The organism is Roseateles sp. UC29_93, from assembly GCF_042695725.1.
Classification (GTDB): Bacteria; Pseudomonadota; Gammaproteobacteria; order Burkholderiales; family Burkholderiaceae_C; genus Roseateles; species Roseateles noduli_A.
In genome coordinates, this window is sequence record NZ_CP170545.1 from 311,289 (window position 1) to 324,616 (window position 13,328).

General features: G+C 72.2%; 14 protein-coding genes and 2 pseudogenes. 14 read left to right on the forward strand and 2 right to left on the reverse strand.

What is annotated here, in order from left to right:
* Positions 1 to 48 precede the first annotated feature (48 nt).
* Positions 49 to 813: a TetR/AcrR family transcriptional regulator gene (locus ACFJIX_RS01405; RefSeq protein ID WP_377157177.1), complete on the reverse strand. Its 765-nt coding sequence runs from the start codon at positions 811 to 813 to the stop codon at positions 49 to 51.
* Between the two features lie 315 nt (positions 814 to 1,128).
* Here ACFJIX_RS01405 and ACFJIX_RS01410 point away from each other — a divergent pair, with 315 nt between their 5' ends.
* The 14 genes and pseudogenes from ACFJIX_RS01410 to ACFJIX_RS01475 all read left to right on the forward strand — a co-directional run bounded on the left by ACFJIX_RS01410 (position 1,129) and on the right by ACFJIX_RS01475 (position 12,911).
* Complete coding sequence (locus ACFJIX_RS01410; protein WP_377157179.1) at positions 1,129 to 1,635, forward strand: chemotaxis protein CheW; 507 nt, start codon at positions 1,129 to 1,131, stop codon at positions 1,633 to 1,635.
* Positions 1,632 to 1,853 (forward strand): hypothetical protein, encoded by a 222-nt coding sequence (locus ACFJIX_RS01415; RefSeq protein ID WP_377157181.1) that lies wholly within the window; start codon positions 1,632 to 1,634, stop codon positions 1,851 to 1,853. Before ACFJIX_RS01410 ends, ACFJIX_RS01415 begins: the two co-directional genes overlap by 4 nt.
* Positions 1,802 to 2,431 (forward strand): annotated as a pseudogene (locus tag ACFJIX_RS01420) (CheR family methyltransferase); the annotation flags it as partial. The gene ACFJIX_RS01415 and the pseudogene ACFJIX_RS01420, both read left to right, overlap by 52 nt.
* A gap of 356 nt (positions 2,432 to 2,787) precedes the next feature.
* Positions 2,788 to 3,054, forward strand: a complete 267-nt coding sequence (locus ACFJIX_RS01425) for a hypothetical protein (protein WP_377157182.1) — start codon at positions 2,788 to 2,790, stop codon at positions 3,052 to 3,054.
* Positions 3,051 to 3,611: a chemotaxis protein CheW gene (locus tag ACFJIX_RS01430; RefSeq protein WP_377157185.1), complete on the forward strand. Its 561-nt coding sequence runs from the start codon at positions 3,051 to 3,053 to the stop codon at positions 3,609 to 3,611. Before ACFJIX_RS01425 ends, ACFJIX_RS01430 begins: the two co-directional genes overlap by 4 nt.
* A 16-nt stretch (positions 3,612 to 3,627) precedes the next feature.
* The gene (locus tag ACFJIX_RS01435; RefSeq protein ID WP_377157187.1) at positions 3,628 to 5,088 is read left to right on the forward strand and encodes a CHASE3 domain-containing protein; all 1,461 of its coding nucleotides are present in this window, start codon (positions 3,628 to 3,630) and stop codon (positions 5,086 to 5,088) included.
* Between the two features lie 50 nt (positions 5,089 to 5,138).
* Positions 5,139 to 7,235, forward strand: coding sequence for a response regulator (locus ACFJIX_RS01440; RefSeq protein WP_377157189.1), 2,097 nt, complete (start codon positions 5,139 to 5,141; stop codon positions 7,233 to 7,235).
* On the forward strand, positions 7,232 to 7,690 hold the full coding sequence (locus ACFJIX_RS01445; RefSeq protein ID WP_377157191.1) for a response regulator: 459 nt from the start codon (positions 7,232 to 7,234) through the stop codon (positions 7,688 to 7,690). The genes ACFJIX_RS01440 and ACFJIX_RS01445 overlap by 4 nt, the downstream gene beginning before the upstream one ends.
* Entirely contained in the window at positions 7,672 to 8,244 is a 573-nt protein-coding gene (locus tag ACFJIX_RS01450; RefSeq protein ID WP_377157193.1) for a CheB methylesterase domain-containing protein, read from the forward strand. The genes ACFJIX_RS01445 and ACFJIX_RS01450 overlap by 19 nt, the downstream gene beginning before the upstream one ends.
* A complete protein-coding gene (locus ACFJIX_RS01455) occupies positions 8,231 to 8,380 on the forward strand; it encodes a chemotaxis protein CheB (protein WP_377161541.1) in 150 nt (49 codons plus the stop codon). Before ACFJIX_RS01450 ends, ACFJIX_RS01455 begins: the two co-directional genes overlap by 14 nt.
* Before the next feature lie 13 nt (positions 8,381 to 8,393).
* Positions 8,394 to 10,466 (forward strand): annotated as a pseudogene (locus ACFJIX_RS01460) (response regulator); the annotation flags it as partial.
* Between the two features lie 403 nt (positions 10,467 to 10,869).
* The gene (locus ACFJIX_RS01465) at positions 10,870 to 11,355 is read left to right on the forward strand and encodes a two-component system response regulator (RefSeq protein WP_377161543.1); all 486 of its coding nucleotides are present in this window, start codon (positions 10,870 to 10,872) and stop codon (positions 11,353 to 11,355) included.
* Positions 11,356 to 11,416: 61 nt separating this feature from the next.
* The gene (locus ACFJIX_RS01470) at positions 11,417 to 12,151 is read left to right on the forward strand and encodes a response regulator transcription factor (protein WP_377157195.1); all 735 of its coding nucleotides are present in this window, start codon (positions 11,417 to 11,419) and stop codon (positions 12,149 to 12,151) included.
* A 199-nt stretch (positions 12,152 to 12,350) separates the two neighbouring features.
* Positions 12,351 to 12,911, forward strand: coding sequence for an HNH endonuclease (locus ACFJIX_RS01475; RefSeq protein WP_377157196.1), 561 nt, complete (start codon positions 12,351 to 12,353; stop codon positions 12,909 to 12,911).
* 28 nt (positions 12,912 to 12,939) lie between these two features.
* On the opposite strand, the gene ACFJIX_RS01480 is transcribed toward ACFJIX_RS01475, so the two are convergent.
* Positions 12,940 to 13,257 carry an RHS repeat domain-containing protein gene (locus ACFJIX_RS01480; RefSeq protein ID WP_377157198.1) on the reverse strand — a complete coding sequence of 106 codons (318 nt, stop codon included), beginning with the start codon at positions 13,255 to 13,257 and terminating at the stop codon, positions 12,940 to 12,942.
* Between the last annotated feature and the right edge of the window lie 71 nt (positions 13,258 to 13,328).

Genomic DNA, 13,328 nt, shown 5'->3' on the forward strand with positions numbered 1-13,328 from the left:
TCTCCTGAGGATTGGTTCTGTGAAAGGATCGAAAGGGACTCGCCCCGCTCAGGCGCGCTTGCGTCCCGAGGCCGCGGCCACGGTCGCGCCGGCGGCGGCGGAGTGAGGAGGTGTCTGCCGCGTCTCGGCATCGGCCTTGCGGCCGGCCGGCGTGGCGAAGCTGCCGAGGATGCGCTCCAGGCCCGTGCGGGCCCGCGCCAGCGCGCCTTCGCTGCGCAGGAAACGCGCATCGTGATGCAGCGACAGGATCAGGCCGTGCATCTCGAAGAGGATCTGGTCCGGATCGGCGTCCGGCACGAGGTGACCGACCTCCTGCGCCAGCAGGATGGCCTTGCGGATCGCGGCGTGCCAGTCGCGCACCATGCCCACCAGCGCGTCGCGCACCAGGCCCGGCCGGTCGTCGAATTCGACGGCGCCGCTGATGTAGATGCAGCCCGAGTCGACTTCGACCGAGGTGCGGTGCACCCAGCGCTCGAACAGCGCGCGCAGGCGCGGCAGGCCGCGCGGCTGGCGGATCGCGGTGTAGAAGACTTCCTCTTCGAACTTGGCGTGGTACTCGCGCACCACGGCGATCTGCAGTTCCTCGCGCGAGCCGAAATGGGCGAAGACGCCGGACTTGCTCATCTTCGTCACATCGGCGAGCGCGCCGATGGACAGCCCCTCCAGCCCCATGTGCGAGGCCAGGCCCAACGCCGCGTCGAGGATCGCGGCACGGGTCTGCGCGCCCTTCTGCAGCGAGCGCGAGCCGCTGCGCGACGAGGCGAGCGGCTTGGCGGCGACAGGCTTGGCGGAGGTGAAGGAGGAGGTGGACACGGTGCCCGGAATAATAAAACGAACGATCGTTCTATTTTGAGCAGTTCCGGGCCGGAAACGCAATCCTTGACCACCCTTTTTTAGTGATGCCGGCCTAAAAAAACAGGCGGCTCGTCCGAGTTCAGCAGCCCGGCATGACCGCATCACGACGATGCGGCCGCGATGACGAAGCCATGCCGAGGGTTTACCCGACCCCGCACGTCCGACTTCTCTGCGACGCTGGCTCACCTGCGGGGCGTGGGAGTCGAAGTGACCTTCGACGACACGCGCCCGCCAAGCGCCGGCATAGACTGGCGCAAACAGGGAGCCACAAGAATGCACCAGCCATCGAATGGCGTGTTCCGGGTTCTGGTGTGCCGGGTGCAATCCCGGCTGTGCGGCCTGCCGCTGGACGCCGTCGAGGAGACCCTGCGGCCGCAGCCGCTGCGGCCACTGGCGTCGCCGGTGGTCCATGTCCAGGGCCTGGCGCGCATCCGCGGCGACTGGCTGCCGGTCGTCGACCTGGCCGGGCTGCTCGGCCTTGAGCCGGCGCCGCCGCGTCGCTACGTGATCGTGCAGGCCGGCGGGCACCGGACCGCGCTCGCGGTGACCGAGGTGCTCGGCCTGCAGGCCCTGCCGGCCGACGAGATCCGCGCCCTACCCCCGCTGCTGCGCGATCGCGCGCATGGCGCCATCGCCGCGCTGGCGGAGCGCGACAACGATCTGATCGCCGTCCTCGACCAGGCGAGACTGCTGCCGGAAGAGGCGCTGTCGGCGCTCCACGACATCGACGGACCGTCGGACGACGGCACGCCCCCGGCTCGAGCGGAGGCCGGTTCATGACGCGCGCCGCGCCGGCCGCCCTCGATCCTCCTCCGCTGCTGTCGCGGCTGCGCGTGTTGCTCGCCGCCCGACTGGGCCTGCATTTCGACGAACGACAGGATGACCGGCTCACCGCGGCGCTCACGCGCGTCGCGGGGCCGGTCAGCCGGAACGCTTCCTCGACCAGATGGAGCTGGCGCCGACGCGCGCCCGGCTCGACGCGCTGGCGGCGGAACTGACCGTCGGCGAAACCTTCTTCTTCCGTCACCCCGAACAATTCGACGCGCTGCGGTGCGACCTGCTGCCCCTGCTGGTGCGGGGCGCGTCGGGCGCCTCGGACAGCGGCGCGCCCGCCCGGCGACTTCGCGCGTTGTCCGCCGGCTGCGCCAGCGGCGAGGAAGCCTACACCCTCGCGATCACCCTCCACCGCGCCGGCCTGCAGGCACAGGGCGTGGACTGGGACGTGCTCGCGGTGGACCTGAACCCGGCCGCGCTGGCCCGCGCCACGGCGGCCCGCTACGGCGAGTGGAGCCTGCGCGCGACGCCGCAGGAACAGCGCGACCTCTGGTTCCGTGGCGTCGATCCGGGCCTGTGGACGCCGCTGCCGGCGATCCGCGAGCGCGTGCGCTTCGCACAGCGTCACCTCGGTCAGCCGGACGCGATGTTCTGGGCCCCCGGCAGCTTCGACATCGTTTTCTGCCGCAACGTGCTGATGTACTTCGAGCCCACCGCGCTGCGCCAGGCGATCCGCAATCTGACCGGCGCGCTGGCACCGGGCGGTGTGCTCTTCCTGGGCCACGCCGAGACGCTGCGCGGCAAGGACGAGGCGCAGGAGGCCGGCCTCGTGCTGAGGCAGGCGCATGGGTGCTTCTTCTACCGGCGCGAGGCGCCCGAGACGACGCCGTCCTGGCCCTTCGCGTGGCCGGCCACGACGCCGGGCCCCGCCGCCACGCCGGTGACGGACACGCAGGGACAGACCGCTGCCGTCGTCACGGTCTCGTCCCGGGACGTCCCGCCCCCGGACGGGGACGCCGACCAGACCCTGCTCGACGAGGCGCTGCAGCTGATCGAAGCCGGCCAGGTAGAGGACGGCCTGCGCGCCTGCGCGCGCCTGCTCATCCCGGAACACCGGCGACGCTGCAGGCCGAAGGCCTGTTCCTGCAAGGATTGGCCATGGAGGAGCGCGGCCAGTTGCCCGCCGCCGAATGGCATCACCAGCGCGCCGCCGCCAAGGACGCCGCCTTCGCGCTGCCGCATCTGCGGCTGGGCCTGCTCGCGCGCCGGCGGGGCGAGATCGTCGCCGCCGGTCGCGAGTTGCGCCGCGCGCTGGAACTGCTCGACCACGAATCGCCCGAGCGGCTGCGCCGCTTCGGCGGCGGTTTCGACCGCGACGACCTGCGGCGCCTGTGCCGCGACGAGATGCAGGAGACCCGCGCATGACGCAAGCGTCCCGCGAACTGCTCGCCGAATGGCGCGAGTCCTTCGACCGCTCGTTCGGCGAGCCCCGCCGCCACGCCGACGAGGAGGCGGTCCTCGACGTGCTGGGCATACGGATTGCCGGCGACCCGTTCGCCCTGAACTTGGCCGACCTGGCCGGACTGACGCCCGCCATGCCCGCCGCCCCGTATCCCGCCGCCGCCCCCGGGCTGCTCGGACTCGCCGGCCATCAGGGTCAGGTCTTGCCGCTGTACGACCTGCAGGCGCTGATCGGCCGCGGCCCCGCGGGCGCCGTGCGCTGGTGGGCGATCGCGCGCGGCGCGCCGCTGGCGCTCGCCTTCGAGGGCTTCGACGGCCAGTGGCGGCTCGCCGCCGGCGACCGGCTGCAGCAGAGCGACGCCGCCGGCACCGGCTGGGCCGTGCGCTGCGGCGGCGCGCTGCGTCCGCTGATCGAGCTGGACGGCCTGATCGCCGCCGTCACGGCCAACGCCGACAGCGGCGCGCCGACCTCCGCGACGACCTTCACGACGACAACAAGCGCCGGCGCCGCCGGCCGATGACAGGGAGACCCGTGCCATGTGGACCTTCGGAAGAAAGCTGTCGGTGGGCTTTGCGCTGTCCTTCGCGCTGCTGCTGCTCATCGGGATCCTGTCCTACCGCGGCGTCGACGTCATGACGCAGACCAGCTACCAGGTGGCCCGCACGCATACGGCGGTGGGTCACATCGGCACGGTGATGAGCCTGATGAAGGACGCGGAGACCGCGCAGCGCGGCTACCTGCTGACCGGCGAGGAGCCCTACCTCGAGCCCTATCGCAGCGCCCTCGCCAACGTGCCCCGGGTGCTGGCGGAACTCAAGCCGATGCTCCGCGACAGCCCCGCGCAGCAGGCCAGGTTCAACCAGGCGGTCACGATGATCGACGGGCTGATGCAGCTGCACAAGGACCGCATCGAGACCCGCCGCACCGGCGGCCTGGACACCGCCTTGAAGACGGTGTCCCTGGGTGAAGGCAAGCGCCGCATGGACGAGCTGCGCGCGGTCGTCGGCCAGATGGAAGAGGAAGAGAACGACGTGCTGCGCGAACGCGCGAAGGAGGTCGAGTCCACCGCCACCACGGTGCGCGCGGCGATCGTCTGGGGCACGGTGGCGGGCGCGCTGCTGGTCCTGATCGCGGCGCTGACGCTGAGCCGCGCGTTGAGCGGGCAGGTCGGCACGGCGGTGAAGCACGTGCAGCGCTCGTCGGCGGAGCTGCAGGCCGCCGCGAACCAGCAGGCCGCCGGCGCGCGCGAGACGGCGACCTCGATGACCGAGATCTCGACCACCATCTCCGAACTGCTGGCGACCTCGCGCCAGATCGCCGACAGCGCGCAGCGCGTCGTCGTCATCGCCGAGCAGACGGCCGGCCTGGCGCGCGGCGGCGACGGCACGCTGCAGTCGGCGCGCGAGAGCATCGCCGCGATGCGGCGGCAGATCGACCTCGTCGTCGACCACATGCTGGACCTGGGCCGCAAGTCGCAGCAGATCGGCGTCGTGCTGGACCTGGTGGGCGAACTGGCCGAGCAGACCAACATCCTGGCGATCAACGCGACCATCGAGGCCACCGTGGCCGGCGACGCCGGCCGGCGCTTCAGCGTCGTGGCGGACGAGATCCGCAAGCTCGCCGACCGCATGACCGCGTCGACCAAGGAGATCCGCCTCCAGATCGACGACGTGCGCGGCGCGGTCAACACCACCGTGATGGCGACCGAGACCGGCTCGAAGGCGGTCGACGCGGGCGCGCGCCAGTTCGACGACGTCGCCGCCAGCTTCGCCAAGATCGCCGGCCAGGTCGTCACGACGACGGACGCGGCCCGCGAGATCGAACTCTCCACCAAGCAGCAGGCCACCGCCGTCGAGCAGCTCAACGTCGCGCTGTCCAACACCGCGCAGGCCTCGCGCGAGACCGAGGCCAGTTCCGGCCAGACCTCGCAGACCGCCACCGAGCTGGCGGAGATGTCGCGCGACCTGCTGCGCCTGGTGCAGTCGCAACCGACCTGACCCGGCGGCAAAGCCTTCAACTCCCCCGTCAACCCGAGACACCGATCGCCGTGGCCAAGGACCCCTACCGCTTCTTCCGCGTCGAAGCCCGTGATCTGCTGCGGCAGATGGGCGAGGCCGTCCTCGCCGCGGAGCAGGCCCCCGCGCACGACCTGCCCCCGCGGCTGCTGCGGCTGGCCCACACGCTCAAGGGCGCCGCGAGCGTCGTGCGTCTGCCCGCGATCGCCGCGCAGGCGCATGCGATCGAGGACCTGCTGACGCCGCTGCGCGACAGCGGCGACGCGCCGGGCCGCGCCGAGCTCGACGCGCTGCTGGCGCTGATCGACGCCGCAGAGGAATCGATCACGGCGCTCGACGCGCCCGCGGCGGGTGCGGGTACGGGCGCGACGGGCAAGGTCGCCGCGGCATCTTCCTCGAAGGTCGAGATGTCCGCCGGGCCGGTCCCGGCGGCACCAGCGCTCGAACGCGTCGATGGTCGCGTCGACGATCCTGTGGACGACCCCGTCGGCGCGTTGCTGACGATCCCCCAGCTGATGCCCGAGGAACTCGACGGCTTGCTCGCCGACATCGCGCGCACGCAGGGCCACCTCGCGCCGCTGGAGCGCGCCGGCATGCTGCTGCGCGAACTGCGCGGCGCCCTGCAAGGCCAGCAGGAGATGCTGGCCGGCCCGCTGGCGCGCATCGAGGACCAGATCGAACGCGGTGCGCGCCAGCTCGCGCGCGAGCTCGTCGCCTTGCGCGACAGCGCCGAGCAGCTGCGTCTGCTGCCGGCGTCACAGCTGTTCGCGCCCTTGCAGCGTGCGACGCGCGACGCCGCGCGCTCCCAGGACAAGCAGGCGCGCCTGACCGGCCACGGCGGCGATGTGAAGCTCGAAGCCGCGCTGCTGAACGCCATCTCCGCCGCGCTGGTGCAGATGGTGCGCAACGCCGTGGCGCACGGCATCGAATCGCCGGCTGAGCGCGTCGCCGCCGGCAAGCCGCCGCAAGGTCGCATCGAGTTGCGCATCGAGCGCCGCGGTCGCGACGTGCTGTTCTGCTGCTCGGACGACGGCGCCGGCCTGGACCTGGACGCCGTGCGGCGCACCGCCGTCGACAAGGGCGTTCCCGGCGCGGCCCATCTCGACGACGCGGCGCTCATCGACCGCCTGCTGCGCGGCGGCCTCAGCACCGCGCGGCGCGTGGACGCGCTGGCCGGCCGCGGCGTCGGCATGGACGTGGTCCGCGACACGGCCGACCGGCTCGGCGGCCGCCTGACGCTGCACAGCCGCCGCGGCGAAGGCACGACGGTCGAGCTCTGCGTGCCGTTGCAACTGGCCGCGCTGCGCGCGATCCGCCTGTGCGCCGGCAGCGTGTCGGCCTGGGTGCCGCTGGAGGCGGTCGAATGCGTGCTGCAGCGCCCGGTACTGACCGGCTCGCACGTGGCCGTGGGCGACGAGCTGCTGCCCCACCTGTCACTGGCCGAGGCGCTGCGCCCCGGCGTCGCGGCCCCCCCGCCGCGTTCCGCGCTGGTGCTGCGCGCCGGCGGGCAACGCGCGGTGCTGGGCGTGGATTCGCTGGACGGCGTCACCAGCGTCGTGCTGCGACCGCCGCCGGCGCTGCTGCCGGCCTCGCCGCTGATCTCCGGCCTGGCGCTGGACGCGGCCCAGCAGCCGGTGCCGGTGCTGGCGCCCGAGGGCCTCATCGCCGCGGCGCGTCAGGCGCGCCCCCGGCCCGTCGCGGCGCCACCGCGCACCGGCACGATCCTGGTCATCGACGACTCGCTGACGACGCGCATGCTGGAACAGAGCATCCTCGAAGCCGCCGGTTATCGCGTGCACATGGCCGCCTCCGCCGAGGACGGCCTGGAAGCCGCGAAGCGCGAGCGTTATGCGCTGATCCTGTGCGACGTGGAGATGCCGGGCATGGACGGATTCGAATTCATGACGCGCATCCGCGCCGACGCGGCGCTGCGCGACATCCCGGCGGTGCTGGTGACCTCGCGCAATGCGCCGGAGGACCTCGCGCGCGGCAAGGCGGTCGGCGCGGACGGCTACATCGTCAAGGGCGAGTTCGCGCAGAACGAGTTCCTGGCGCAGGTCGCGGGGCTGGTCGCGCGCTCGGCCGAGGCCGGCGCGGGCGGCGTGCCGCTGCAGGGAGCCTCGGCATGAGCAGCGGTTCCGGGGCATCGGGCGCATCGGGCGCGGCCGGCGGTGTCGGCGGCATCGGCGGCCTGGGCGGCAGTGCGCCGCCGTCGACGAAGACGCTGCGCGTGCTGGTGGTCGAGGACTCGATCACCGTGCTGGCCCACATCCGCGAGGTCCTGGCCGCGCAGCGCGACATCGAGGTCGTCGGCGAAGCCCACGACGGCGCGCGGGCCGTGGCGCTGTGCCAGCAGCTGCGGCCGGACGTCGTCTCGATGGACATGATGCTGCCCGGCATGGACGGCCAGGCGGCGACCGAGGCCATCATGGCCCACTGCCCGACGCCGATCCTGATCGTCTCGTCGTCGACCAACCGCGGCGAGCTGCTGCGCACCTACGAGGCGCTGGCCGCCGGCGCTGTCGAGGTGCTGGAGAAGCCCAGCGCCGGCCAGCCCGAGGGCGAATGGAGGAGCGCTACGTGACGCTGCTGCGGCTGGTGGCGCGGATCCGCGTCATCACGCATGTGCGGGCACGCATCGGCGGCCGTCCCGCCGCGGGGCTGTCCGCGCTCCCGCCGACGCCGCGCCGTGCGGTGCTGGCCCTGGGCGCGTCCACGGGCGGACCGGGCGCGCTGATGAAGGTGCTGCAGGCGCTGCCCGCGCCGGCGCCGTTGCCGCTGCTGATCGTGATGCACATCAACGCCGTCTTCAGCCGCGGCTTCGCCGAATGGCTGGACGCGCAGACGCCGCACCGCGTGCGCTACGCCCACGGCGGCGAACGCCTGCACGACCTGGCCGGCCAGGTCGTGCTGGCGCCACCGGACGTGCACATGGTCGTGCGCGGAGGACAGATCGAGCTCAGTCACGCACCGCCGCGGCACTCGTGCCGGCCGTCGGTGGACGAGCTCTTCGAATCACTGGCCGCGGAGATCGGCCCGGGCGTCGCGGCGGCGCTGCTGACCGGCATGGGGCGCGACGGGGGCGCAGGGCCTGCTCGCGATCCGGCGCGCGGGCGGCTCGACGCTGGCGCAGGATGAAGCCAGTTCGATGGTCTACGGCATGCCGCGGGAAGCCGCCCAGCTGGGCGCCGCCGAGCGCGTGCTGCCGTTGACCGACATCGGCCCCGCCCTGTTGGGCTTGAGCGGCATGGCCTGGGGAGGGGCCCGCACATGAACAAGAAACCCTCATCGTCGAGGACAGCCTGACGGTCCGCATGGACCTGCGGGAGGCGCTCGAGGACGCCGGCTTCGACTGCGTCGAATGCGCGACGCTGGCGCAGGCCCGGGCCGCCCTGGCCGACGGCATGCCCGCGCTGGTCCTGCTGGACAACCAGCTGCCCGACGGCGACGGCGGCAGCTGGCTGGCCGAACTGCGCGCCACGCCGCAGGGCGGCGCCGACTGCATCGTGCTGATCCTGTCCAACGCCTCGCAGGCCGGCGACCGGCTGCGCGGCATCGCGCACGGCGCGGACGAGTACGTCGGCAAACCCTACGACCGCACCTACGTCGTCGACCGCGCCCGCGAGCTGGTGCGCCAGCGGCAGGCACGCGTGGCGACGCCGGAGCCGCATGTCGCCTCCGTGCTGCTGATCGACGACAGCGAGACCTTCCGCGAGGCACTGGGCGAGGCCCTGGAGCCGCACGGCTACGACATCCACATGGCGGCGCACGGCGAGGAAGGCCTGCGCCAGGCCGCGGCGCTGCGGCCCAATGCGGTGATCGTGGACCAGCACATGCCGGGCATCGACGGCGCCGCGGTGATCCGCCGGCTGCGCCTGGACCCGGCGCTGCGCCACACGCCCTGCCTGCTGCTGACGGCGGACGAAGGCCCGGAGGCGGAACTGCGCGCGCTGGAAGCCGGCGCCGATGCGTTCGCGCGCAAGCAGGACGACGTCGACCTGATCCTGGCGCGCGTCGCCGCGATGCTGCGCAGTGCCAAGTCCAGCCTGCCCGAGCAGGGCGCGAGCCTGCTCGGCCCCAAGCGCCTGCTGCTGGTCGACGACAGCGCGAACGTGCTGGCGGAACTCGGTGCGACGCTCCGCGACGACGGCTACGACGTGATCGCCGCCGGCACCGGCGAGCTGGCGCTGGAGCTGCTCGCCGTGCAGCCGGTGGACGCGGTGCTGCTCGACGTGCAGATGCCGGGCATTGGCGGGCTGGAGACCTGCCGCCGCATCAAGTCCGCGCCGGCCCTGCGCGACATCCCGGTCGTCCTGCTGACGGCCTTCGAAGGGCGCGCGTCGATGCTGGCCGGCCTGGAGGCCGGCGCCGACGATTACGTCGTCAAGGCCAACGGCGAGGTCGAGCTGCTCAAGGCCCGGCTGCGCGCGCAGCTGCGACGCAAGCAGTTCGAGGACGAGGCCCGCCGCGTCCACGCCGAGCTGCACAGCAACGCGTTGGAGGCCGCCGAGGCGCGCGCCGCGCGCGACCTGGCCGACAGCCGCGCGGAGCTGCTGGCCGTGCTGCAGCAGCGCAACGACGCGCTGGAGCAGCTCAATGCCGAGCTCAGCCGCGCCAGCAGCGCCAAGACCGCCTTCCTGTCGACGATGTCGCACGAGCTGCGCACGCCGCTGAACGCGGTGATCGGCTTCGCCCAGCTGATGCGCGACGGCGCGGCCGGTCCGGTCAGCGACCGGCAGTCCGAGTTCTGCAACCACATCCACAACGCGGGGCAGCATCTGCTGTCGCTGGTCAACGACCTGCTGGACATGGCCAAGATCGAGGCCGGCCGGGTCGACCTCGACATCGAGCCGGTGGACCTCGACGAGCTGCTGCGCGACGCGCTGGCGATCGTCCAGGAGCGCGCGCGGCTGAACCGCATCCAGATGGACTTCTTCGGCGTCGGCGGCGGCCAGCGGCTGTGTGTCGACCGTCGCCGTCTGCGGCAGATCATCTACAACCTGCTTTCCAACGCCGCGAAGTTCACGCCCAAGGGCGGCAACATCCGGCTCGAGGCGCGTCGCGTGACGCGGCTGCGCGCGCGCGAGGCGCTGCCGGGCTTCCCGGACGGGCGGCGCTCCGAGCTGCCGGACAACGAGTTCGGCGAGTTCATCCAGATCAGCGTCACCGACAACGGCATCGGCATTCCGCCCGAGGGGCTGGACAAGCTGTTCCAGCCCTTCAACCAGGTCCGCAACGTGCTGACGCACAAGGTCGAAGGCACCGGCCTCGGACTGGCGACGGTGGCGCGCCTGGTGCAGTTGCACGGCGGCGCGGTGGCGGTGAGCAGCGCGCCGGACCAGGGCAGCTGCTTCACCTGCTGGCTGCCATGGCGCGATCCGGTCGTGCCCGACGTCATCCTGCCGGAAGAACCCGGCACGAGCCCGCTGGCGCTGGTCATCGAGCACAACCAACCGGCCGCGGCGCTGATGCAGACGCAGCTGAACGCGGCGGGCTTCCGCGTGCGCCACGTGGCCTCCGCGGAAGCGGCGTTGGAGCTGGCGCCGCAGCTGCGGCCCGACCTGATCACGCTGGAGGTCAACCTGCCGGGCGGGCTGGACGGCTGGGGAGCTGCTGTCGCGCCTGAAGAACCTGCCGGGCTGGGCGCACATCCCGGTCGTGGTGGTGTCGGTGGACGCGGGGCAGGAGGTGGCGCTGTCGCTCGGCGCGTCGGCGGTGCTGCACAAGCCGGTGTCGCGCAAGGCGCTGAGCAAGGAACTGGAGATGCTCGGCTTCAAGCCGACGGCCACGCGCAAGTTCCTGGTGCTGGCGATCAGCGACGCGCCCGGCGACCTGCAGTCGCTCAGCGCGCACCTGTCGCAGCCGGGCTTCTCGGTGCTGCGCGCGACCGGCGGCAAGGAAGGCATCGAGCTGGCGCGGCGTCATGTGCCCGACCTCATCGTGCTGGACCTGCTGATGACGGAGGTCGACGGCATCGGCGTCGTCGAGGCGCTGCAGCGCGATCCGCTCACGGCGGCGATCCCGGTGATCGTCGTCGCGGCCTCGCAGCTGACGAGCCGCGACCGCGAGCTGCTGAACCGCCACGTGCAGCGCGCGACCGCCACCCGCGACCCGGCCGTCGAGGGGGCCGCGCCGACGCCCGCGCCGGGCACGCGCACACCGGCGAACCCGCAGGGACACTTCATGGACGAGGTCAAGCGCGCGATCAGCCGCACGAGCTGGGGCGACCTCGATCCGCTGGACGAATGAACACGAACGAGACGTGCGACGAGGGAGACACGACATCACGATGCAAGCGACCGCGATTCCCATGACCATCGTCCTCGTCGAGGACTCGCTGACCATCCGCCGCCAGTTGCTGCAGCGGCTCGACGCGGTGCCCGGGCTGCGCGTGGTCGGCGAGGCCGCCGACGAGGCCACCGCCCTGACGCTGATCGGCCACCTGCGGCCGGACGCCGTGCTGCTGGACCTGTCGCTCGCCCAGGGCGGTTCCGGCCTGGCGGTGCTGAAGGCGCTGCGCAAGCAGGGCTACGCGGGGCAGGTGCACGTGCTGTCGCACCAGACCGACGCCTACCGCGCGGCGGTGCTGGCGGCGGGTGCGAACGGCTTCTTCGACAAGGCCGAGGAACTCGACGTGATGCTGTGCCAGCTGATCGGTCGGTCAGAGGTGCCCGCGCCCGAGCCACTCTCGCCCGCGGCGCTGCGGGAGCGCCTGGACCAGACGGTGAAGCTCGCGATGCGGGACGGCTCCGAAGTTGTCGTGCACATGATCGCGGGGCCGCCCGCCTCGCTGCCGCCGCTGGCGGCGCAACTGATCGTCGCGCTGGACGGCGCGGACCTGGTCGGCTGGAGCGGTGCGCCAGGCGATGCGCAGCTCTGCGTCGTGCAGATCGACAGCGACGACACGCCCACGCTGCGGGAGCGGCTGGACGCGCTGGCGCCGGAGACGCGGCTGGGACAGGCGCGGCTGCCCGACGATGCGCTCTCGGCGGGCGGGCTGGTGGCCGTCGCGGAGCTCCGGGCGCTGGGGCAATTGCCGTCCTGAGCCGTGACGAGCGTGCGACCGGGGACATGACTCGAACGGGTCAGCGCTTCCGGGTCATTCGCCGACTTGAACCTCGGCCAAAGGGCGCCTAAGTTCGGCGAACAGCTGAAATAACGTCTCGGCGGCACCACCGTGCCCGTCTGGCACTTGAGTTGCCCCCTCCGACTGGATTACTCTCTGTCGCAGGAGGTCAACGACCGTGGACGTTCTGCAGCTGGACATCTCGGGCCGACCGCAGGCCTGGATCTCGTCGAAAGAAGCAGCGGTGCTGTACGCCAGCGACGCGATCGCGTGGACGCTGGGCGCGCCCTTCCACGTCCTGCGCGGCGGGTACCAGCGTCTGACCGGCCTGCAGTCACGGATCGAGCTGCATCCGATCGTGGCAGTGCGCGGCGCGGTCCCGAGCCGCGCCTGGCGCCAGGCGCCGGCGCTCTCCAACTTCAAGCTCTTCGCGCGGGACCGCCATGTCTGCGCGTACTGCGGGCACGTGCTGCACGCCGACCTGCTGACGCGGGAGCACATCCAGCCGGTGTCGCGCAACGGCCGGGACACGTGGATGAACTGCATCACCGCCTGCCGCGCCTGCAACGGCCGCAAGGGCAACCGCACGCCGGAAGAGGCGCACATGTCGCTGCTCTACCTGCCCTACGTGCCCAGCCTGCACGAGGACATGATCCTGCGCGGCCGCCGCATCGTGGCCGACCAGATGGAGTTCCTGCTGGCGAGCGTGCCGAAGTCGTCGCGCTTGTATCTGTCGTAGCGACGCCCACGCAGTGTGATGGCCGCTGTCAGTTCGCCGGCGTCGGCGCCGTGCGCACCACCGCCTTGCGGTTGCCGGCCGCGTCGTAGGTGTAGGTCACCGTCGAGCCGTTGGAGTACCTCACCTTCTCGATGCGACCCAGCGCGTCGTAGCTGTAGCTCTCCGACACCGGCGGCGCGGCCTGGTTCTTCTTGATCGCCGCCAGGATGGCCGGCATCAGCAGATCCAGCAGGTCGTCGTCGTCGGTTGCCTGTTGCGCATGGCTGGGCAGCGCGAACGAGGCCGACAGGCAAAGCGCCACGAGGCGCCGCGCGTTGCGGCGCGAACCCTTGGAAACCGTGGTCATTTCGAATCCTCCCTCTCTTACTTCATGAACCGGACGCCGGAGAACAAGGCCTCCTTGCCGGGCGGGACCCG

Excerpts from the sequence above, each read along its gene's own strand:
- ACFJIX_RS01450 (WP_377157193.1), top strand. The coding sequence starts at position 7,672 with ATGGAGGAGCGCTACGTGACGCTGCTGCGGCTGGTGGCGCGGATCCGC.
- ACFJIX_RS01430 (WP_377157185.1), top strand. The coding sequence starts at position 3,051 with ATGACGCAAGCGTCCCGCGAACTGCTCGCCGAATGGCGCGAGTCCTTC.
- ACFJIX_RS01410 (WP_377157179.1), top strand. The coding sequence starts at position 1,129 with ATGCACCAGCCATCGAATGGCGTGTTCCGGGTTCTGGTGTGCCGGGTG.
- ACFJIX_RS01445 (WP_377157191.1), top strand. The coding sequence starts at position 7,232 with ATGAGCAGCGGTTCCGGGGCATCGGGCGCATCGGGCGCGGCCGGCGGT.
- ACFJIX_RS01415 (WP_377157181.1), top strand. The coding sequence starts at position 1,632 with ATGACGCGCGCCGCGCCGGCCGCCCTCGATCCTCCTCCGCTGCTGTCG.
- ACFJIX_RS01465 (WP_377161543.1), top strand. The coding sequence starts at position 10,870 with ATGCTCGGCTTCAAGCCGACGGCCACGCGCAAGTTCCTGGTGCTGGCG.
- ACFJIX_RS01435 (WP_377157187.1), top strand. The coding sequence starts at position 3,628 with ATGTGGACCTTCGGAAGAAAGCTGTCGGTGGGCTTTGCGCTGTCCTTC.
- ACFJIX_RS01425 (WP_377157182.1), top strand. The coding sequence starts at position 2,788 with ATGGAGGAGCGCGGCCAGTTGCCCGCCGCCGAATGGCATCACCAGCGC.
- ACFJIX_RS01480 (WP_377157198.1), bottom strand. The coding sequence starts at position 13,257 with ATGACCACGGTTTCCAAGGGTTCGCGCCGCAACGCGCGGCGCCTCGTG.
- ACFJIX_RS01470 (WP_377157195.1), top strand. The coding sequence starts at position 11,417 with ATGACCATCGTCCTCGTCGAGGACTCGCTGACCATCCGCCGCCAGTTG.